The sequence below is a fragment of the Castellaniella sp. FW104-7C03 genome (genome assembly GCF_040276085.1).
In the GTDB taxonomy this organism is placed as follows: domain Bacteria; phylum Pseudomonadota; class Gammaproteobacteria; order Burkholderiales; family Burkholderiaceae_B; genus Castellaniella.
In genome coordinates this window covers 135,453-156,557 of record NZ_JBELOK010000005.1, presented here as the reverse complement: position 1 = coordinate 156,557, position 21,105 = coordinate 135,453, and the positions used below count along the sequence as shown (strand labels likewise).

The following is a 21,105-nucleotide window of genomic DNA, read 5'->3' as shown; positions in this document are numbered from 1 at the left end:
GGATACTCTCTGTTGACGGGGCGCCGCTTATACCGAAACCATCAGTAGCTTGAAGATGGCATCACAGGGGTGGTGGTTGGTGCCGGTGTTGCGGGTGTGCTGGTTGTTGGTGCCGATGTCACCGGTGCGGGGATGGTGATTGTGGTTTCACGGATGACACCACCTGATTGCACCGAACCCTGCGTTTGTGCATGGGTGTCTTCCATCAGGATCATGCAATCCTGGCGTTTGTCGGCCGGCAAATTGCTGCAGCGTTGGGTACGATTCTGGCGCTCGGCTTGCATTGAAGGCGTGGTCAGCTTGCCTTGCTTGGCAGCTTGTGCAGCGGCCCCCGCTTCTTGCAGGCAAGCCTGCTTGTCGATGCCTGGTGCGGTGTTGCAGCGTTGTACATCTTGCTGATATTGACTGGCCGCCTGGGCGCCTGGCGCAAAAAGCATGGCATAACCCAACCCTGCCGCCAGCATGCTGGCGCGTAAAGAAATTTTCAGTGCTTGACGCATAATGAGCACTCCTTTTTGAACTCCGGGCGCTGTCCCGGCCCGGTTCAGGGACTCGTATAGTGTACGGGTTTGCCCCTATGTCGATGTTACAAATTTGTTCTGGCTTAGGGGGAAGGGGGGTCGTTTGGGGGCTGTGAGCGCTTGGCCGGGTGGCGTTGTGTGGCACTTTGCATCAGTAAAATGGCTGTTACCGGTGCCGTCATGAACAAAAACAGGCTGATCAGCCATTCGTGAAAAATAGGCCGGCCGTGCAGCAAGCTGGCCACTAAAGTAGACGCCAATACCATGCAAAAGGTGCCCAGGGTGGTGCCCAGGGTAGGGGCGTGCATGCGTTCGTTGAAACTGCGCAGACGCAACAGACCGATCGAGCCAATCAGCGTCACCACACCTGCCAGCACCATCAATAATGCCACCAGGATGGCGACCCAAAGCGGCAGCGCGTTCATGGTTCTATGACCTCGCCGTGCAGCAAAAACTTGGACAGGGCCGCCGAACCCACAAAACCGAACAGGGCGATGAGCAGGGCGATATCAAAGTAGAGGCCTGCTTCGAAGCGTAGGCCCAGCACCAGCAAAATCAGCATGCCATTGATATACAGGGTGTCGAGTGCCAGGATGCGGTCTTCGGCGCGTGGGCCGCGAATCAGGCGCAGGACGGCGCAGGCCAGTCCCAGCGTAAAACATAGGAGGGCAAAGCTGCCCGCCCAGGACACGATCAGTGCGCTCATTGGAAAATCTCCATCAAGGGGCTTTCGTAGCGATTCTGGATGATCCGGGTTAAACCTGCTGGATCGCTCAGATCAAGCACATGCAATGTGAGCAGATTACGCTCGGGGTTGTGGCCTGCCCAGACCGTGCCGGGCGTAAAGGTGACAATGCAGGCCAGGGCGGCCAGGCCGTGGGGGTCGCGAATGCGCAGGGGGATATCCAGGAAGCCGGGTTGGGCGCTGGCAGCAGCACCCTGCAAAATACGGCGGCTGACCTGATAATTGGAGTACAGGATATCGGTGGCCACGTGGCCGATCAGGCGCAGTGCAATCAAAGGATGACGCAGGCGTGAGCGTACGGGCCTGAGGATGGGCGCCAACAGGCTGATCGCGAGTGCAATCAGCAGCCCCAGCACCATCTGTCCATTGGACAAAGAATCGTTAAGCACCAGCCAAAGCACCAGCAGCAGGACGATCATGGGTAAGTAGGCACGCACACGTTTGATCATGGCCGGGCTCCGGCGTAGCGGGCAGAATCCAGCACGTTCTGGACATACAGGCCAGGTTGGTCCAGATACTGTGCCGTGGACTCAAGATAGTTCATCACCGGCCCGGCTTCTATGGTCAGTGCGGCACAGGCACCCAGCAAAAACAGAATGGGCACGACTTCGCTGAGCTTGAGCGTGGGCACGTGCAGATCATCCGGCACCCAAAAGAGCCGTACGCCGCACCGGCCCAGCGCCATCAGGCAGGCAAACCCCGAGCCCAGCATGGCTGTCACCAGTAGCCAGACGTTAAGGGCGGGTGTGCCGAACTCGGCTGTACGCAGGGCTGCCGACAGCAGCGAGAACTTGGCCACAAACCCCGACAGCGGCGGCAGGCCGATGACCAGCAGCGAGCAGGCAAAAAAGCTGAGGCCCAGAAAGGCCATAGTGGCAGGCAGCGGTGTGCCCACCACCTGTTCTGACAGGCTGGCTTCGTCGGGGGTGTCGGTTTCGAAGGCCTCCTGGGTGATGGCCAGGATATTGGCGCCAAACGATTGACTGCGCTCGGTGAGTTCGAGCAACAAGAATAAGGCGCCCAGCCCCAGCACCGAGCTAAGAAGGTAATAGAGCGCTGGCCCGGTCAGGGTGACGCCCGGCATTCCCAGGGCTGCAAAGAGCGTGCCTGAGGATGTGATGATTGCATAAGCGGCGATCCGGCGCGGCTCGCTGTTGGCCAGCATGCCCAAGGCGCCAAATACCAGTGTGGCGATGCCAGCCGGAAACATCCAGGCGCCACCGAAGGCTGCGGGTGCGCCTGCGGGTACCAGCAAAGAGCCGATTCTGAGCAAGGCATAGATGCCCACTTTGGTCATGAGAGCAAACAGGGCGGCTACCGGTGCGCAGGCTTGCGAGTAGGTGTTGGGCAACCAGAAATTAAGCGGCCAGGCGGCGGCTTTGATCAGAAAAGCGATGCCCAAAATGGCGGCGGCACTGTCAAAGAGCTGTCGGTCTGCGCCGCCAAGTGCCTGTGCACGTAAGGAAATATCGGCAAGGTTCAGGGTACCGGTCAGCCGGTAAATCAGGGCGATGGCGATCAGCAACAAAAAGGAGGCGATCAGGTTGACGCCGATATAGTGCAGGCCCGCGCCCACCCGATATTTGCCCGAGCCGTGCAGCATCAGACCATACGAGGCAGTCAGCAGGATCTCGAAAAAAACAAATAAGTTGAAGAGGTCGCCCGCCAGGAAGGCGCCGTTCAGGCCCATCAGCTGCAGCTGAAACAGGGGATGAAAATGGCTGCCCACGCGATCCCAGCGCGCGGTGGCATATACCCAGGTGCAACTGCCCAGCACAGCGGTCAGGCCCAGCATCAGGGCCGACAGACGGTCGGCCACCAGAACGATGCCAAACGGCGCTGGCCAGTTGCCCAGCCGATAGACACCGATATCTTGTGGCCAGACTGAACCCCCAATGCCTTGTGTGGCGCGGATCAGGGCCAGGGCACTGAAGGCCAGCAGACTTAGCGACAGTACGGCAAGCGCCAGACGCAAGGTGCGCTGGCTGTCGCGTGTCAGTAGCATCAAGGCGCCTGACAACAGCGGAATCAGTACTGGCAGAACCGGTAGATGCTGCATCCAGAAGCTCATGGCCGGCTTTCCTCGCCGTCGACGTGATCGGTATCATTCATCCCGCGTGCCACCAGCAGCACCACCAAAAAGAGGGCGGTAGTGGCAAACCCGATGACGATGGCCGTGAGCACCAAGGCCTGGGGCAAGGGGTCTGTGTAGCTGGCGGGGTCTGCCCAGTGCGGGTCGATGACCGGGGGGGCATCCAGCCGCAACTGCCCCATGGCAAAGATAAACAGGTTGACGGCATAGGCCATCAGGGCCAGGCCCATAATGAACTGGAAGGTGCGTGGGCGCAGCAGCAGCCAGATCCCTGATCCTGCCAGCACGCCAATCGCCAGTGCCAATATCCATTCCATCGTCAAGCGTCCTTCAGTACGCTGTCGGTGGGCTCTGTGAGCTTGCGATGGAAGCGCAATGACTGGTGAGCCAGTGCCACCAAAAATAAGATTGTGGCGCCCACCACCAGCATATAGACGCCCAGATCAAACGCTAGCACGCTGGAAAAATGAACCGTGCCCACCAGCGGCAATGTGATGTCGGCGGTATAGGCGGATAGCAGTGGCTGGCCGGCCCACCAGACGGCCATGGCGGCGCCACCTGCCACCAGAAGCCCCAGGGCAATCCAGGCTTGCGGGCGGATCAGGGGGCGGGCCTCGACCCAAAGGGTGCCGCCCACCATGTATTGCAGGATGATCCCGGTGGCCATCACCAAGCCGCCCACAAATCCGCCGCCCGGCAAGTTATGGCCACGCAACAGAAAATACACGGAGATCAAGGTGGAGACCGGCAGCATCAGGCGGACCAGTACGGCGGGGATGCGCATCAGGCCATCGGGCAGCGGTGCATTCAGGTTGGGTTCGTGCTCGTTGGGTTGCGCGCGCAGGGCCTGCTGCCTGGATGACACGATCAGGGCTTCTGCCGGGGGCCTGAAGCGGCGCAGCAAAGCGTACACACTTAGGGCCACAATGGCCAGCACGGTGATTTCGCCGAAGGTATCAAAGGCCCGGAAGTCAACCAAAATGACATTGACCACATTGGCGCCGCCACCCAGGGGCAAGGCTTGTTCGACAAAAAATTCGGAGATGCGCGGTTGCACGTCCGGGCGTGTCATCATCACATAGGCCAGGATGGCCAGGCCTGTGCCGCCGGCGATGGCCACGACGAGGTCGCGGATGCGCCGCCATTGGGCACGCTGCCAGGTGGCTGCGGGAAACTCTTCGATGCGCGGTGGCAGCCAGCGCAGCCCCAGCAAAATCAAGACAGTGGTCACCACCTCGACCGACAACTGCGTGAGCGCCAGATCGGGGGCGGACAGCCAGGCAAATGTGACGCAGGTGATCAGGCCGGTGGCGCCGGCTAGCATCAATGAGGCCATGCGGTGGTATTTGGCCTGGTAGGCGGCAGCGATGGCGCAGGCGCCACCGGCCAGCCACATCAAGCCAAACGACCACTGCAGCGGAGTATTGGTGAGTTCTATCTGCGACCACCATCCGCCGCTAAGCAAGGGCAGGCAGGCCACCCCCAATGTGCAGACAACCAGCAGCAATACCTGCGGCTGAAGGCGTGCACTGTGCAGGTAGCGCAGCAAGATCGCCGAGGCAGTATCTGTGGCTTCCAGCAGCCACTCAAAGCTTTGGCGTCCGTCGAGGCGGTAGATCAGGGGAACCCGGCCGGGCGCCAGGGTGTCGCGCCGGCGCAGGGCGGCGTACAGGGCAACACCAGCCGCCAGGGCAATCAGGCTCATGACCAGCGGCAGGTTGATGCCATGCCAGAGTTGCAAGTTGTAGATCGGCACGTCTTCGCCCAGCAGCCCGCGCATCACCAGTGTCAGGGTGGGGCCTAGCGTGAAGGACGGGAAAATCCCGACGCCCAGGCAGATCAGTACCAGCACGGCGCAGGGGATGAGCATCATGCGGGCGGGATCATGTGGTGTGCGGGGTAAGTCTGTGGCCACAGGGCCAAAAAAGACCTGCATCACCAGCCGCAGCGAATACGTGACGCTGAATGCGCCGGCAATGACGGCTACTGCCGGCAATCCCCAGCGGGTAATGCCATGCCCGGTGGCGAAGATGGTTTCGGCAAAAAACATTTCTTTGGAGATAAAGCCGTTGAGCAGGGGCACCCCGGCCATTGCGGCTGCCGACACCATGGCCAGCGTTGCCGTCAGCGGCATCAGGTGACGCAGGCCCGAGAGGCGGGTGAGGTCTCGTGTGCCGCTTTCGTGATCGACGATCCCGGCCGCCATGAACAGGGACGCCTTGAAGGTGGCGTGGTTGATCATGTGAAACACCGCAGCCACCAGTGCCAGGCGGCTGTTCATGCCCAGCAGAAGGGTGATCAGCCCCAGGTGGCTGATGGTGGAATACGCCAGTACGCTTTTGATGTCGCGCTGGAAAATTGCTGCGTAGGCCCCCAGTACCAATGAGCATAGGCCTGCGCCACCGATCGTCCATGTCCACCAGTCGGTGCCCGAGAAAATCGGCCAGAAACGGGCCAGCAAAAATACCCCGGCCTTGACCATCGTGGCCGAGTGCAGATATGCCGAAACAGGTGTTGGGGCCGCCATGGCGTTGGGCAACCAGAAGTGAAACGGAAATTGGGCGCTTTTTGTGAGTGCGCCCAGGGCCAGCAGCACCAGCAGAATCGGGTACCAGCGGTGGGTGCGGATTTCGGTGGCGGCAGCCAGCACGGCATCGAGATCGTAGCTGCCGACAATGTGGCCGATAATGAGCATGCTGGCCAACAGACAAAACCCGCCACCCCCCGTTACCAGCAGGGCCATGCGCGCCCCGCGCCGGGCATCGGCACGGTGCTGCCAGTAGCCAATCAACATGAAGGAAGACAGGCTGGTAAGCTCCCAAAACACCAGCAACTGAATCAGGTTGCCTGCCAGCACCACGCCCAGCATGGCCCCCATGAAGCTGAGCAAAAAGGCAAAGAACCGGGGGACAGGATCCTGGCTGGAGAGATAGTAATGAGCATAGAGGGCAATGAGTGCGCCCATGGCCGAGACAATGATTGCAAACAGCCAGGCGTAGCCGTCCATACGCAAGGTGATGTCGACCCCTTGCGAGGGTATCCAGGGAACCGTAATTTTGAGAATATATTGGCTGGCGATCTCGGGTGTCAGCCAAAGCGTCAGCAGCAGGCTGGCCAGGGCACAGCCGCCCGCAATCCAGGCACCTGCCCGGCGCGCATTGGACGGCAGCAGTGCAGTACACAAGCTGCCAACGAACGGGATCGCCAGGATCAGGATTAACAGCATCGAAGGCCAAGAAGCGGGTGTCAGGGGGATGTCAGTATGATACGCGATCTTTCACACTTGACCTGGATCAAGCAGGATGCCGACTTTTCGTTCGACAATGCCATCGGATGCACGACAATGACGCCGTATCGGCCACCGCCAAAAGGTACTGGCCGGCGTCCCGGAGATTAAAGCATGACCCACCCCACCCAAGCGCTTGACCACACCAGAAAGCCAGGCCAGCCTGAGTCGTTGTCTGATGATCAGGCCATCTTGTTTCCCGATCTCGAACTTTCCGAAGTCCTGATCCGGCGCTTTGATCAGTCGGGGCCACGTTACACCTCATACCCCACGGCCGATCGTTTTTTGCGCGATTATCCGGCAGATTCCTATCGCCAGCATCTGGCACGCCGGGCAGCGGCCGCAAAACCGGCGCCCTTGTCGGTGTACGTGCATCTGCCGTTTTGCGAATCTCTCTGTTATTTTTGCGGCTGCAACAAGATCATCACAAAAGATCACAGCCGTTCAGCCGAATACCTCGATATTCTGTTCCACGAGATGGAACTGGTCAGTGGGTATCTCGGAGACGCACGCCAAACCGTGCAGCTGCATCTGGGCGGGGGTACGCCCACGTTTCTCAGTGCCGCCGAGCTCACTTCGCTGATGGATCACATCCGCAGCCATTTCCAATTTACGCCGGATGCCGAGCTTGGCGTCGAGATCGACCCACGCACGGTCAATCCCGATACCCTGGCCATGCTGGCCGGCCTGGGCTTTAATCGCACCAGCTTTGGTGTGCAGGATTTCGATCCCCAGGTGCAGGCGGCCGTCAACCGTATCCAGCCCTACGAAATGGTGCGCGAGGCCTTGCAGGCCAGCCGCGATAACGGGTTTCAGTCCATCAACGCCGATCTCATCTATGGCTTGCCCTTGCAAACGCTCGACAGCTTCAGCCGGACGCTTGATCAGCTCATCGAGCTCTCCCCCGATCGCATTGCGCTGTACAACTACGCCCACCTGCCTGATCGCTTCAAGTCCCAGCGGCTGATCCGTGCCGAAGACCTCCCCTCGGCCGATACCCGCCTGCAGATTTTTCTGATGTCCGTGCGCCGCCTGCTGGCAGCGGGCTATCTCTATATTGGGTTGGATCACTTCGCCAAGCCCGACGACGAGCTCAATCAGGCCCGGCTTCATCAAAGCCTGCATCGCAATTTTCAGGGCTACACCACACGTGCCGAGTGCGATCTCATCGGCTTTGGCATCTCGGCCATTGGCAAGATCGACAACGCCTATGTGCAGAACCATCATTCGCTCAATGCCTATACCGATGTCCTGGCACGTAACGAACTGCCCACTGCAAAAGGTTTCGATCTGGGCGTCGAGGATGTCATCCGCCGCGAAGTCATCATGGCGCTGATGTGCAGCATGCCGCTTGATTTCGAAGCCTTCGAACAGCGTCACGGGCAGTCCTTCGAAGCCTGTTTTGGCCCCGAGCTCGAGCGCTTGCAGCCGTATGTCGAGGCCGGCCTGCTGGCGCGCGACACCACCGGGTTGCGGGTGCTGCCCCGTGGGCGCGTGTTTGTACGCGCCTTTGCTATGGTGTTTGATCAGTATGTACGCCGCCCACGGGTGGCCACGTATTCGAAACTAATCTGAGGGTCGGGTGGGCAGGCGCCACAGGTAGATGGTGACGCCGATCCCCGGGATCAGCAGCAACCAGCGTGCCCACGGCACTGGCATCAGCCATGCCGAGAGGGCCAGTGAAGGCCACATCAGTGCCAGCGCTATGCATTTGCTGCGCAAGGGTATGCCGCGCCCCGACTGAAAATCGCGGATATAAGGACCCAGAATACGATGGGACATCAGCCAGTGGTGCATGCGTTGCGAACCGTGCAAAAAGCAGAAGGCCGCCAACAGCAAAAAGGGCGTAGTGGGCAAAAGGGGCAAGAAAATCCCCAGCACACCCAGAGCCAGGGAGAGCATGCCAACGACGGTAAACAGGGCGCGGACCATAATCCGGATTATAAAGACCATCCCGCACGGGCAGTACCAAAAGACCGCACTCAGCGGATTGCCTATATGCTGGGGCGCGTGCCGTTGTTCAACGAGCTGCCTACCGCAGACCTCGAACCCATTGCCCGGGGCACCAACGAAGTCATCGCTGGCCGTGGAGACATCATTTTCAGGCGCGGTGATCCCTGTGTCGGGTTCCATGTGGTGGTCGAAGGACAGGTGAAGCTGGTCTTTGTGTCTGCCTCAGGGGTCGAGCGCGTGGTGCGTCTGATCGGCCCGGGGGATGGGTTTGGCGAGGCGCTCATGTTTATGGGTCAGCGTTATATCGTCACCGCCCAAGCTCTACAGGACAGCCGCCTGCTGCATGTGGGGCGTGATGCGCTGTTTGCACAGATCGACCGCCATCCTGAGGTGGCGCGCAAGATGCTGGCAGGGCTCAGCCGGCGCTTGTATGCGCTGATGGGAGACGTCGAGGCCTACACACTGCAAACCGGCGCCCAGCGCCTGGTGTCATTTTTGCTGCACCACTGGCCCGGGCAGGTTGGAGAGCCGTTTCGCATCGAAATCAGCAAGTCGGTGATTGCGTCGCGTCTCAATCTCACCCCCGAGCACTTTTCCCGAGTATTACGCGAGCTCAGCGAGCGGGATCTGATCCGGGTGCACGGGCGCGAGTTTACGGTGCTGGATGCAGATGGCCTGAAAAATTACCGCGCCTGAGCCATTGCCCACATGGCCTGCCCGGTGCGCCGGTACAGGTGCAGTGCGCGCCCCATATTGATGGCCAGCATCAGGCTGGCTGCCAACATCAAGGGGCCGGCTGCGTAGCCCGCCCATACCAGGCCGGTGGTGGCCAGCACATAGCTGATGATGACCAGCACATGCAGCCCCCATTGCCAGCGGGCGGGGTTTGCCGGTATGTAGCTGGCCATCTTGGGTAATATCTTTAGGTAAACCCGGGCCAGGGCAGGATTGTGGCTGGGGATCACCCGTGCATCCTGGGCGTGTTTCCACAGTAAAAACGGCATGATCTTGTACAGCATGCCCTGCACCACGGATCCCAGCCCGCCCACCACGATCAGAACAACCAGCACTCGGGCGGCCTCAGGCGCCTGGCCGTGCCGCATCCAGATCCAGACGGGTGCGCACAGCAAGAGGCACACCAGTCCGGTGATCCAGAAAAGAGACGTGGGCTCGGGTGTCGGGCGTTTGCGTGTCCAGAGGCGCTGCAAAGAGACGGCCACCCAGATGGTCCAGGCCCCCGCCAGCAACAGCTCAAGTGTTTCGCGCATCAGTGAGGGCAGTCCGGCGGATGCATCCAGTGCTGTCCAGGCGGCCAGCAGGCCCGGTATCAGCAACGGCAGCCAGCGCACAAGCGGTTTGGGATAGAGCTCGGTGAGCTGGAAAATCGGCAGCAGCTGAAACGACATCCCCATCAGCAGCAGCCCGCCCCAGCCCAGCAAACCCCACACAAGATGGCTGCCCACCCAGACGGACGGCCCGTGGCCTGCGGCAAGGCCCCCAGCCATGGCCATCCCGATCAGTACCGTGATGGCCAGCGCCACCAGGGCCCCGCGGATGGGCACCAGGATTTCGCGTGCGCCCTTGTACACCTGGCCGCGGTCTTGCCACAGCGCCCAGGCCATGGCGCCCAGGTACACACTAAAGGCCACACCCAGCAGAATGACGGCGCTGATCCATGCCCAGGGTGCCCACCAGAGGAATCCAGCCACCAGGCATACTGTGCCGGCGGTGAACAATACCCAGACGCTGGCGGCTACGGCCTGTGGCGGCCGAACCGCGACATTGCACGCGACAGCCAGAATCTGCAGTAGGGCGCCCAGCATGGCACTGCCCAATATACCGAGTGTCCAGAGATGGGTAAGGGCCAGAGCAGCCGGGCTCCAGCGCGAGGTGAAGACGGCCGGGCCGGCCCATATGGCCAACAGACCCGCCAGTATCCCAAACGCGGGGACATTGAGGAAAAACGGCAGCGGCACACTCAGCGCAGGAGTTTTATCAAAATCCAGTGCACGCTGCATGCTTAGTCAGTCCAGATGGTGACCTGAAAGTAGGTTTCCAGCAGCACACAGCTATGCTGAAAGCCGTCGCGATCCAGCATCGTATACAGTGGGTAGGGTTCACGATCGATCAGCAGGATCAGATGCTGGCCGGGTTGCAGGTCGGCTAGCGCCTCAAGGCACTGTTCCAGTGGCTCGGGTGGGGGCAGGGTCCGTACGTCCAGGGTGATGTCGGGGTGGTTCATGATTACCTCGTGGCTGAAGCCGGTACCTTACACGATCTGTCGCCTCAGTCTGCGGGAAACCGTGTGTCAAGTGACGTTTCTCGGTTGAGTTGGATTCCGTCGAAATGGCAGTTTCACCCTAGAGCCACTATGCGCGATGTGGTGGCGGCATCCCTCAGGCGTCTGACGGCCTTGCTCCGGTTGCCGGGGCGTCAGCGGGCATACCGACCGGGCGGCTTCGTATTGCCAGCCGGCCAGCCGTGGCAATGACGGTTGTCATCGCCAGGGCACATATGCCCAGGATCATCAAGGTGTCGCCCCGTTCCATCGTCTGCTTCCCCCAAATCAGCGATAGGATCGTCGGGCTGGAATAGCCCAGGTAGACGATCACGTAGAACATCGAAATCAATGCCCCTCGCTGGCCTGGGGGGGCCAGGCGATCCGATACCGCCACGCCAGAGGCCATTGATAGGCCGTTAGCCAGCCCTATGGCGGCCGACGCGGGGAGTACCCAGAGCCAGCCACCGGGTTGAACTGACAGATAGCCCAGGGCGCAGCCGGCCGCACCGCACAAGCCAGCAATCCAGCCGGCACGTACCGGCCCCAGCCGCATCGCCCAGAATGTGGCGGATGCCGCAAACCCCTGCACGATCAGGGCGCTGAGCCCCAGGATGAAATAGATCTGCGCGAATCCAGCTTTGCCCAATTGAATCGGGAAGGCGATCAGCGACAGCATCGTGAAAGTGTAGACCAGCAAGCCGCAGGGAATGAGATAGCAAAAGAATCCTGCGGCGGTTCCTGGTGGCAGGCCTATCTGGATCCGGGAAGTCTGGCCCACGGTCCATGTTTCGGGCAAGGTGCGGATAATCAGGATGGCGCCCGCCACCATGGCCAGAGCGATCATGAATGACAGCAGCCTGGGCCAGGGCAGCCATTGCACTAGTACGCCAGAGACGAAGGGCCCGATGGCGAAGCCGAACGCCATGACGCCACTGGCCAACATCGACGCGCGAGCGGCGTTGCGGGTGCCCGCCATTTCACGCAGCCAGACCGTGCCAACAGTAAAGAGGGCGCCGCTGGCGACGCCTTGGGTGAATCGCGCAGCCAGAATCATTGGCTTGCCCCAGACCGCCGAGCCCATCAGGGCCAGGACAGCCAGCAGCAGCAGGCCAGCCGATGGCAGGATCACAGCCTTGCGGCCTCGTCGATCTGATTGGGGCCCCCCGATCAGGAAGGCCAGCATCAGACCGACGGCATAGACAGTAAAGAACAGCGTCAGATCAGTGGTCGATAGGCGTAGATCGATGGTGTAGAAAAGCATCACCGGGGAGACTGTCTGCGCCGTGTATGCTGCTGCGAACAAAGCCAAGCACAACCGCGTCTGCTGGCTGGCGCTGCAGGACTGGCCGGTCGTGTCGACCGCGTCGGGGGTCATGAAATTATCATGCCGTAACAGGCTTGGGGGATGTGCGGTACACCGGGAAGCGTTGGCACAGTTCGATGACCTGTTTGCGGATTCGGGCAATGGTTTCCTGGTTGTCCAGGTCATCCAGGATCTCGCACATCCAGCCGGCCAACTGGCGCGCCTGTTCGACATGAAAGCCGCGGGTCGTGATTGCTGGGGATCCAACCCGGATGCCGCTAGTGACAAACGGCGGTTGCGGGTCGTTGGGGACTGCGTTCTTGTTGACGGTGATGTGGGCAGCCCCCAGTGCGGCGTCCGCAGCCTTGCCGGTGATCCCCTTGGCCGACAGATCCACCAGAAATAGGTGGTCGTGGGTGCCGCCTGACACGATGCGCAAGCCGTGGGCAACGAAAACCTCGGCCATCGCCTTGGCGTTATCCAGCACCTGTTGCTGATACTGGCGGAATTCTGGCTGCATGGCTTCCTTCAGGGCAACCGCCTTGGCGGCGATGACATGCATCAGGGGGCCTCCCTGGGCGCCAGGGAACACCGCTGACTGGATCTTTTTCTGGATGTCCGGATTGGCTCTGCCCATGATGAGGCCACCCCGCGGACCGCGCAGGGTTTTGTGTGTCGTGGTCGTGACAATATCGGCATGGAGCACAGGGTTGGGGTACAGGCCCGCGGCAACCAGCCCCGCAAAGTGCGCCATATCTACCATGAACAGCGCGCCGACCTGATCGGCAATCTGACGAAAACGGGGAAAGTCGAGGATCTGCGAGTAGGCGGAAAAGCCCGCCACGATCATCTTCGGCTTGTGCTCCAGGGCCAGGCGCTCGACCTCGTCGTAGTCGATCTGGTCGTCCTCGCTCAGGCCGTATTGCACGGCGTTGTACAGGCGGCCCGAGGAACTGACCTTGGCGCCATGAGTCAGGTGGCCACCGTGGGCTAGGCTCATACCCAGCAGCGTGTCGCCCGGCTGTAGCAGGGCCAGATAGACCGCAGCATTTGCCTGGGAGCCCGAGTGGGGCTGCACATTGGCCCAATCGGCACTGAACAGTTCGCAGGTCCGATCGATCGCCAACTGCTCCACCACATCGACGTATTCGCAGCCGCCATAATAGCGTTTGCCTGGATAACCCTCGGCGTATTTGTTAGTCAGTCTGGTTCCCTGAGCCTGCATGACGCGGGGGCTAGTGTAGTTCTCCGAGGCAATCAGTTCGATGTGCTGCTCCTGGCGCTGATGCTCTGCTTCGATGGCTGACCACAACGCATCGTCGAAACCCTGGATCTGTTCGTTTTCTGAAAACATGGTGTCTCCCGTAATGAGGCAGGCATCGCTGTGCGCGTTCGATGCGCGTGCGACGCTGGTTAAGGTCGGTGCGATCTGTCAGGCTCGCTTGCTGACCATTCTAGGGAAAGCCACGTCTTTCGCAGGTATGTTCGCGCCATAATGCCGGGACGCGAGTGCCGTTGCGGGCGTTCTGGTCACGGACGTCCACCGGCCGCCGCTCAGGATATCCGCACGGGTGGTCTGCCGACAGTCGATCGCGCGTTGGGTGGCTGGCCGATGCGGCGCTCGCGGCCGGGTGTGGTGCTGAAGTAAGCCCGATAGCGGTGCGTGAAATGGGTTACTGACACGAAACCGCAGGCGGCCGCTACATCGATGATGGATTGATTCGAGCTCAGAAGTAATTGCCGTGCCCTGCGTAGCCGTAATTCGAGGTAATAGGTATTGGGCGTACATCTCAGATGCTCCTGGAACAGGCGCTCGAGCTGGCGTACGGAAACTTGGATGAATTGCGCTAGTTCTTCTTTGGTTAAAGGCTCTTCAAGGTTGTTTTCCATCAACGTCACGACCTCGGTTAGCTTCGGCTGGCTCGTTCCCAATTGCTGGCGCAGTGGTATCCGCTGGGAGTCCTGGGTGGACCGGATCCGTTCGCAGACCATCAGTTCGGAGACTTTAGCGGCGATCTCGTTGCTCCCGGTTCTCAGACCGATGAGCGCAACCATGAGATCCACGGGCGCGATCCCGCCGCTGCAGGTGTAGCGGTCCCGGTCGATTTCATAGATGTGCTTGGAGACAATGATGTCGGGGAAGTCTGTCAGAAGCCGTTCGGTGTCTTCCCAGTGTAGGGTGCAGCGGTAGCCGTTCAGCAAACCCGCGCGTGCCAGCCAGTAGCTGCCTGTGCAGATGCCGCCCAGAACGGTTTTCTGTCGTGCCAGGTGGCGCAGCCAGTTCAGGCAGCGCGGTTCGATGCGGGGCGGGATGGGGTTGGATCCGCAGACGAACAGGGTATCGAATGCCGGTGCCCCATCCAGCGCGTAATCTGGCTGGATGGTGATGCCGTTGCTTGCTTGGGCGGGGGCGCCGTCCAGGCTGATCGTGGACCACTGAAACAGCCTGTTGTCGCTGGCAAGGTTGGCCATGCGCAAGGGTTCAAGGGCAGAGGAAAAGCCGATCAGGCTAAATCCTGGAACGAGCAAAAAGCCGTAGTGTTGTGTGGCAGGGATCGGATGCCCATGCAAGGCATCCTGAACCGAAAGGATATCCATCCTGCTTGTCTCCGTCTGAAGAGTACTTCTGCTTTCAAACTGTGGTGCCGAGTTTGCTATAGATTCGTCTTGCTTGGTGAGAATCTTCGTTTCCAGGCAATTAAAGGTCGCTTCTGAAAAAAGGTGGGGTGTATCGGGTCTCTAAGATGGTCTGCACGAACAAGGATGACCGTGTGGTCATTTCAAAAGTCAATGCCAATCACAGGAGATATCCCCATGAGCAGCCTGCAATTTTCAAACGCCGCCACAGCAGCTCAGCAGATGCGCGAGACGCGCCTGCTGCAGATTCCCAACGGCACGCATGCCAAGCCAACCTTTTCGGCCGCTGAAATGCAGCGGCGCATCGATGCGGTGCGTGCACACATGGCTGGCAATGATATTGATGGCATCTTGTTCACTTCATACCACAACATCAATTACTACGCCGATTTTCTATTTTGCCACTTCGGACGCTTTTATGGGTTGGCGCTTACACAGGACCAGCACACCACCATCAGCGCCAATATTGATGCCGGCCAGCCGGCACGCCGCAGCTTCGGCGATAACATCGTCTATACGGATTGGCAGCGAGATAACTATTTCCACGCGGCTCAGACCCTGCTGAAGGGCAGGAAGCGGGTCGGGGTGGAACTCGATCACATCACGGCAGAAAACCTCGATAAGCTGCGTGCCGCCCTCCCGGGCAGCGAGCTGGTGGATATCGGCAAGGCCTGCATGCGGCTGCGGATGGTCAAGTCTGATGAGGAAATCGCCCTGATCAAACAGGGTGCCCGGATTGCGGACATCGGTGGGGCCGCCTGCCATGATGCCATCGCTGTGGGCGTGCCTGAGCACGAAGTGGCGCTGGCATCGACGCAGGCGATGGTGCGCGAGATCGCCCGTACCTATCCGGATGCCGAGCTGATGGACACATGGACATGGTTTCAGTCGGGACTCAACACCGACGGTGCCCACAATCCGGTTACGTCGCGCCGGATCCAGCGCGGCGACATCCTGAGCCTGAATTGCTTTCCTATGATCTCCGGCTACTACACGGCGCTGGAGCGCACGCTGTTTGCCGAGGAATGCTCGGATGCCCACCGCCGTATTTGGGAAATTAACGTCGAGGTGCATGAGGCTGGTCAGAAGCTGATCCGCCCGGGTGCCCGATGCTGCGATATCGCGGCCGAGCTGAACGAGATCTTCCATCGCTATGACGTGCTGAAGTATCGTACCTTCGGCTACGGCCATTCGTTTGGTGTCCTGTCCCACTATTATGGGCGCGAGGCTGGGCTGGAACTGCGCGAGGATATCGATACCGTGCTGACGCCCAATATGGTGGTCTCGATGGAACCGATGCTAATGCTGCCTGAAGGACAGCCGGGCGCTGGTGGCTATCGCGAACATGACATCCTGGTCGTGACAGCTGACGGGGCCGAGAATATTACCAAGTTCCCGTATGGTCCAGAGCACAATATCGTGAAGCGCTGATCCGCTGTCGCCTGAAGTGCCGATCCCGGTTTGCTCGGGGTCGGCACTTCATGGCCTGATGCATTTGCATGATGTGTCACTATACATAACATAAGAAGCTCCTCCGATCGGTAGGGGCCGGAAAGGATCGGTTGTACGGGAGGTCCATGAATACGCTTTTCGATCTCGTCGCGACTTCCATGCCGGACATACAAAGCAGTCTGGATGCCCGTGGGATTCCTATCCAGAGGGCCGGTGTACGAGGGATTCGTTATCCAATGCTGTTGCTTGTCTCCGCGACCGTTTCTCAGCAAGTCGTCGCACATTGGGAGATGACCGTGGCGCTGCCAGCCGAGGATAAGGGCACCCATATGTCGCGATTCATCGAAGTGCTGGAAGCCTGGCGCGAAACACCGATGTCACCGGACGGCTTCTGCTGCATGGCACGGGCCATATGTGATCGGCTGGATGCAAAAATTTGTGATGTGGCCGCCCGCTTCCCCTATTTCCTGGAAAAGGCGGCCCCGGTGTCCGGCCTGCACAGTCTCATGGATTACCAGGTCAGCTGGGTGGCCCACGCCTCGCAGGGCGCGCCAACCCGGTTCTCGCAGCAGGTCCAAGTGCCTGTGACCAGCCTGTGCCCCTGCTCTAAAGCGATTTCCGAGTACGGGGCACACAACCAGCGCTCGCATGTCCAGGTTTCCCTCGACTATGAAACGCCCATGGCGGTGGATCTGGATGTGTTGATTCGCGGTGTGGAGGCGCAGGCCTCTTCGCAGTTATGGGGTCTGCTCAAGCGTGAGGATGAAAAGTTCGTCACCGAGCAGGCATACGAGAATCCAAAATTCGTCGAAGACCTGGTGCGTGATGTGGCTGTCCTGTTGCGGCGGCTGCCCGGCGTGGCATCCTATCAAGTAGAGGCCGAGAATTTCGAGTCGATTCATAATCATTCGGCCTATGCCATGGTGAACAACAGGAACGAACGATGAACGAGAGTCTAGCAAGCCGATATTCCAGTCTGCCAGCGGGCGTGATGCAGAGGCAGCCCTTGCTGTGGCTAAACCCGGGCTACGATGCCGGATCCGACGGGACAGCCGTTGCCTTGGATCCAGCTGTGGCCGAAGCGCGATTCGCTCGCTGCGCAGGTCTGTTGGAGCAAGTATTCCCCGAATTGCGGGCCAATGCGGGCCAGCTGGATTCACCCCTGACGCCGATTCCTCGCTTCAGGGATTTGATATTCCATGGCGAATCAGCCGGGGCCTGGTTACTCAAGCGGGATGATGCCTTGCCCGTGGCGGGATCCGTCAAAGCACGAGGCGGTTTTCACGAAGTGCTGTCATTGGCCGAACGGATCGGCACCGAAGAGGGGTTGTTGCGTGACGATACGGATCGCCGTGTACTAGCCAGTCCACGAGGACAAGCTATCCTGGGCCGCCACACTCTGGCGGTCGGCAGTACTGGCAACCTGGGCCTGGGCATCGGCCTGATCGGGGCGGGCCTGAGTCTGCGCGCAGTGGTGCATATGTCCGCAGATGCCAAGGAATGGAAGAAACAACGCTTGCGCAAGCACGGGATCGATGTCGTGGAACACTCTGGCGACTATGCGGCCGCAGTGGCCGCCGGCCGGGCGATTGCACAGGCCGACCCCATGATGCATTTCGTCGATGACGAGCATTCCGAGGCCCTGTTTCTGGGATATGCCGCGGCAGCGCGCGAGTTGCAAACGCAGTTGCGGGCGGCCGGTCGGTTGGTCGACGCTGATCATCCGCTGTTCGTCTATCTGCCGTGCGGGGTGGGTGGAGCACCGGGCGGCATCCTGTTTGGCTTGAAACGTTTGTTTGGCCGACATGTGCATGGCTTCTTCGTCGAGCCGACGGCATCCCCCTGCATGCTGGTGCAGTTGGCGTGCGGCGTACGGCACCCGGTGTCCGTCTACGACGTCGGGCTGGACAACCGCACCGAGGCCGATGGCCTTGCGGTGGGGCTGGCCTCGCCGCTGGTTGCGCCGTTGATCGAGCCCCTGCTGTCGGGGGTGTTCACGGCTGATGAGCCAATTTTCTATGGCGACGCTTGGCGCCTGGAAAACGCGGAGAATATCTATGTGGAGCCTTCCGCGGCGACCGGCTTGCGTGGGCCCGCGTGGGTCCTGGATTCGCCACTGGGTCGGGCTTATCTTCAGCGCCATGGCCTGGAATCTGTCATGGATCAGGCAAGCCATGTTATCTGGAGTACCGGCGGGTCGCTGGTTCCAGAAGCCATCCGCCAGGAATTTCGCGAGAGAGGGTGTCGTGTCGCGTCCCATTCTGGCAACGATTGATGCGGGGGCCCTGGCGCTCAATCTAAGCCGTGTGGCCCGCCGTCTGGCGGACGATACGGCTGCGCCGGCGCGCATCTGGGCTGTGGTCAAGGCCAACGCCTACGGCCATGGCCTGGAAGCCGCTGTGCGCGGCTTTGCTGCGGCTGATGGTCTGGCCCTGCTCGATCTCGACGAGGCGGTGCGATGCCGCGACCTGGGCTGGCGGCGGCCCATCCTGCTTCTGGAAGGCTTCTTCAAGCCGCAGGATCTGAATGTGCTGGCTCATCACTCGATCAGTACGGTGGTGCACAGCCATGCGCAAATGGACATGCTGGCAGCGCATTCCGGCCGCGTCGGCGTCGATGTTCACATCATGCTCAATTCCGGCATGCATCGGCTGGGATTTCAGCCAGGGGAATACCGCGCCGCATTCGACCGCGCGCGGGTGTTGCAAAGGGCCGGCGTGCTGGGGGCCGTCGGCAAGATGACGCATTTCGCCCGGGCCGATGACGATCTGGCCGTGACGCGGGAGCAGCTGGAATGTTTCAGCCGCGTCACGGCAGGGCTTCCTGGCCCAGTCAGCGTCTGTAATTCGGCCGCGGTTCTAGCACCCGGCCTGGCTGCCCGGATCCCGGGGGATGAGCAATGGACACGGCCCGGGATTTGTCTGTATGGAGCGTCCCCTTATATGGGCCGGGATGCCGAATCCCTGGGGCTGCGTCCGGCCATGACGCTGAGCTCCGAACTGATCAGTGTCCATGTGCTGCCGGCGGGCGAGGCGATCGGCTACGGCCACGCATTCCGCACGGATCACGACATGCGGGTGGGGATCGTTGCCTGCGGCTATGCGGATGGCTATCCCCGCCACGCCATCACCGGTACTCCGGTGGTGGTGGCTGGCGTGCGAACCCGGCTGGTGGGCCGGGTTTCCATGGACATGCTGTCCGTGGACTTGGATCCCGTGCCCGCTGCGGACGTCGGGTCGCCCGTCGTTTTGTGGGGGGATGGCGGGCCTTCAGTGGATGAGGTTGCCTGGTCATCCAGCACGATTGCCAATGATCTGCTGGCAGGGTTGACGCATCGCGTCCCACGTTGCACTCGGTAGGTACTGGTTCGCTTCCAGACAATTTGATGTCGTTTCCAACAATGAGCCCCACGGTCGGAACCCGTAGGATCGTCATTACAGGCAACCTGAAACAATGACATAAACAAGACGGAGACAAAGGAGTGGCTGGCCCAGGTTCCCTCGCGGTGTGCCGGTTCGATGCTTTCAGGTGTCCTGGTGATGGCCAGGCCCGTTGTCCAACCCACAGCGCATGACATTTGTACGGAAGTAAATCCTGAAAGGGCGACTGTCCCTTTCGTTGTTTCCAATAGCGCTAATCAATATCGGATTTCATATCGGATATGGCCAGGTACGACTGAGGAGGAATGGAACATGAAACTTCCCTTGAAACGCAGCGATTTTGCATCCCGTCGGCGTTTTGTCACGAAACTCGGAGGGCTGGTGGGTGCCGCAGCCGTCACCAGCGCGCTTCCGCTACGCAGTGCGTGGGCTCTGGAACAGTTGACGATGCTGACCTGGAACGGCTTCGCCGAGCGCGAGGTAGTCGGGGACTTTGTGGACAAGCATGGCGTCAAGATCCGCGCCAAATACTATACCGGCGGGGACGAGATGCTGGCGCTGATCTCCCAGTCGCCGCCGGGTACTTACGACGTTATTCTCGCGGACGGCGAATATGTCCAGCAGCTACGGACCGCGGGTTATATCGAAAAGCTGAATCCGGCGGACTATCCCTTTAATGATTATTTTCCGGAATTTCGTAGATTTCCCATGCTATGGCATGAGAACGACATGTATGCGTTGCTGATGCGTTTCGGATTCCTGGGGGTGTCGTTCAATACCAAATATATTACCGACGAGCAGGCAAGCTCCTACGAGATGTTCTGGGACAAGAAGCTCAAAGGCAAGGTTGCGCATTTCGACTGGCATCTGCCCAATCTCGGTCAGATGAGTCTGCTGAACGGAAATTCCAAGCCTTACGATATCGATGCCGCTGCCTGGCAAAAGGTGCAGGACAAAACCATGAGCCTGCGTCCGCAGATCGCTGGGTTCTTCGGCTATGGCGGCACGCTTTCAGCGTTGAAAACCGAGCAGGTCCACGCCATGCTGGGCATCGGCGACTGGATTACCGGCCTGCTGGCGCGGGATGGCGGTTCGTTCAAGACTGTCGTGCCCAAGGAAGGCGGTCTGCAATGGGACGAATGCCTGTGTATCGGCAAGGGCAGCCAGAAGGTCGGATTGGCCACCCAGTTCCTGCAATATATGTCCACCCCGGAAGGGCAGGTCAAGGCGGCGACTATGAAGGCTTACCCGGCCTTGATCCCGAATCAAGAGGGATGGAAACTCCTGGCAAAGGTCAATCACGTGGCGGCTGAACGTGGGGGCATGCTGATGGATGAGTACAACGTGATGAACATCATCCGGGAAGGTCGCATCCATGATCGGCAGCTTCCGGTCAAGCAATCGCTGCAGGACTGGAATAATTTCTGGCAGAAGTACAAGAGCGCTTGAGCAATC

Annotated in this window: 20 protein-coding genes; 7 read left to right on the top strand and 13 right to left on the bottom strand. The window is 60.2% G+C overall.

The features are described 5' to 3' along the window. Positions 1-41: 41 nt before the first annotated feature. From ABS758_RS07810 to ABS758_RS07780, 7 genes are all read right to left on the bottom strand, one after another. Complete coding sequence (locus ABS758_RS07810) at positions 42-500, bottom strand: hypothetical protein (RefSeq protein ID WP_350381549.1); 459 nt, start codon at positions 498-500, stop codon at positions 42-44. A 104-nt stretch (positions 501-604) separates the two neighbouring features. Further along, on the bottom strand, positions 605-946 hold the full coding sequence (mnhG, locus tag ABS758_RS07805; protein WP_350381551.1) for a monovalent cation/H(+) antiporter subunit G: 342 nt from the start codon (positions 944-946) through the stop codon (positions 605-607). Further along, positions 943-1,227, bottom strand: coding sequence for a K+/H+ antiporter subunit F (locus ABS758_RS07800; protein WP_350381553.1), 285 nt, complete (start codon positions 1,225-1,227; stop codon positions 943-945). Before ABS758_RS07800 ends, mnhG begins: the two co-directional genes overlap by 4 nt. Beyond that, positions 1,224-1,715: a Na+/H+ antiporter subunit E gene (locus tag ABS758_RS07795; RefSeq protein ID WP_350381555.1), complete on the bottom strand. Its 492-nt coding sequence runs from the start codon at positions 1,713-1,715 to the stop codon at positions 1,224-1,226. Before ABS758_RS07795 ends, ABS758_RS07800 begins: the two co-directional genes overlap by 4 nt. After that, positions 1,712-3,337 carry a monovalent cation/H+ antiporter subunit D gene (locus ABS758_RS07790; RefSeq protein ID WP_350381557.1) on the bottom strand — a complete coding sequence of 542 codons (1,626 nt, stop codon included), beginning with the start codon at positions 3,335-3,337 and terminating at the stop codon, positions 1,712-1,714. Before ABS758_RS07790 ends, ABS758_RS07795 begins: the two co-directional genes overlap by 4 nt. Beyond that, positions 3,334-3,675: a Na+/H+ antiporter subunit C gene (locus tag ABS758_RS07785; protein ID WP_350381559.1), complete on the bottom strand. Its 342-nt coding sequence runs from the start codon at positions 3,673-3,675 to the stop codon at positions 3,334-3,336. Before ABS758_RS07785 ends, ABS758_RS07790 begins: the two co-directional genes overlap by 4 nt. Positions 3,676-3,677: 2 nt before the next feature. Continuing rightward, positions 3,678-6,584: a monovalent cation/H+ antiporter subunit A gene (locus tag ABS758_RS07780; protein WP_350381561.1), complete on the bottom strand. Its 2,907-nt coding sequence runs from the start codon at positions 6,582-6,584 to the stop codon at positions 3,678-3,680. A gap of 174 nt (positions 6,585-6,758) precedes the next feature. Here ABS758_RS07780 and hemN point away from each other — a divergent pair, with 174 nt between their 5' ends. Then, positions 6,759-8,219, top strand: coding sequence for an oxygen-independent coproporphyrinogen III oxidase (hemN, locus tag ABS758_RS07775; protein WP_350381562.1), 1,461 nt, complete (start codon positions 6,759-6,761; stop codon positions 8,217-8,219). Here hemN and ABS758_RS07770 read toward each other — a convergent pair. Beyond that, on the bottom strand, positions 8,211-8,576 hold the full coding sequence (locus ABS758_RS07770; protein ID WP_350381564.1) for a YbaN family protein: 366 nt from the start codon (positions 8,574-8,576) through the stop codon (positions 8,211-8,213). The two genes, hemN and ABS758_RS07770, sit on opposite strands and share 9 nt — an antisense overlap. A gap of 66 nt (positions 8,577-8,642) precedes the next feature. Between ABS758_RS07770 and ABS758_RS07765 the strand changes: the two genes are divergently transcribed. Continuing rightward, positions 8,643-9,293 (top strand): Crp/Fnr family transcriptional regulator, encoded by a 651-nt coding sequence (locus ABS758_RS07765; RefSeq protein WP_350381566.1) that lies wholly within the window; start codon positions 8,643-8,645, stop codon positions 9,291-9,293. Here ABS758_RS07765 and ABS758_RS07760 read toward each other — a convergent pair. From ABS758_RS07760 to ABS758_RS07740, 5 genes are all read right to left on the bottom strand, one after another. Continuing rightward, on the bottom strand, positions 9,281-10,615 hold the full coding sequence (locus tag ABS758_RS07760; protein WP_350381567.1) for a hypothetical protein: 1,335 nt from the start codon (positions 10,613-10,615) through the stop codon (positions 9,281-9,283). The two genes, ABS758_RS07765 and ABS758_RS07760, sit on opposite strands and share 13 nt — an antisense overlap. 2 nt (positions 10,616-10,617) lie before the next feature. Further along, complete coding sequence (locus ABS758_RS07755; protein WP_350381568.1) at positions 10,618-10,839, bottom strand: DUF2249 domain-containing protein; 222 nt, start codon at positions 10,837-10,839, stop codon at positions 10,618-10,620. 154 nt (positions 10,840-10,993) lie between these two features. Next, entirely contained in the window at positions 10,994-12,253 is a 1,260-nt protein-coding gene (locus ABS758_RS07750; RefSeq protein WP_350381569.1) for an MFS transporter, read from the bottom strand. A 7-nt stretch (positions 12,254-12,260) separates the two neighbouring features. Then, a complete protein-coding gene (gene glyA / locus ABS758_RS07745) occupies positions 12,261-13,535 on the bottom strand; it encodes a serine hydroxymethyltransferase (RefSeq protein ID WP_350381571.1) in 1,275 nt (424 codons plus the stop codon). 200 nt (positions 13,536-13,735) lie between these two features. Beyond that, positions 13,736-14,779, bottom strand: coding sequence for a GlxA family transcriptional regulator (locus tag ABS758_RS07740; RefSeq protein WP_350381573.1), 1,044 nt, complete (start codon positions 14,777-14,779; stop codon positions 13,736-13,738). Positions 14,780-14,995: 216 nt separating this feature from the next. Between ABS758_RS07740 and ABS758_RS07735 the strand changes: the two genes are divergently transcribed. The 5 genes from ABS758_RS07735 to ABS758_RS07715 all read left to right on the top strand — a co-directional run bounded on the left by ABS758_RS07735 (position 14,996) and on the right by ABS758_RS07715 (position 21,099). Then, on the top strand, positions 14,996-16,249 hold the full coding sequence (locus ABS758_RS07735) for a M24 family metallopeptidase (protein ID WP_350381575.1): 1,254 nt from the start codon (positions 14,996-14,998) through the stop codon (positions 16,247-16,249). A 146-nt stretch (positions 16,250-16,395) separates the two neighbouring features. Then, positions 16,396-17,217: a GTP cyclohydrolase FolE2 gene (gene folE2, locus ABS758_RS07730; RefSeq protein WP_350381577.1), complete on the top strand. Its 822-nt coding sequence runs from the start codon at positions 16,396-16,398 to the stop codon at positions 17,215-17,217. Further along, positions 17,214-18,545, top strand: a complete 1,332-nt coding sequence (dsdA, locus tag ABS758_RS07725) for a D-serine ammonia-lyase (RefSeq protein WP_350381579.1) — start codon at positions 17,214-17,216, stop codon at positions 18,543-18,545. Before folE2 ends, dsdA begins: the two co-directional genes overlap by 4 nt. Beyond that, positions 18,517-19,629 (top strand): alanine racemase, encoded by a 1,113-nt coding sequence (alr, locus tag ABS758_RS07720; protein ID WP_350381581.1) that lies wholly within the window; start codon positions 18,517-18,519, stop codon positions 19,627-19,629. The genes dsdA and alr overlap by 29 nt, the downstream gene beginning before the upstream one ends. Before the next feature lie 333 nt (positions 19,630-19,962). Continuing rightward, on the top strand, positions 19,963-21,099 hold the full coding sequence (locus tag ABS758_RS07715) for a polyamine ABC transporter substrate-binding protein (protein WP_350381582.1): 1,137 nt from the start codon (positions 19,963-19,965) through the stop codon (positions 21,097-21,099). Positions 21,100-21,105 lie beyond the last annotated feature (6 nt).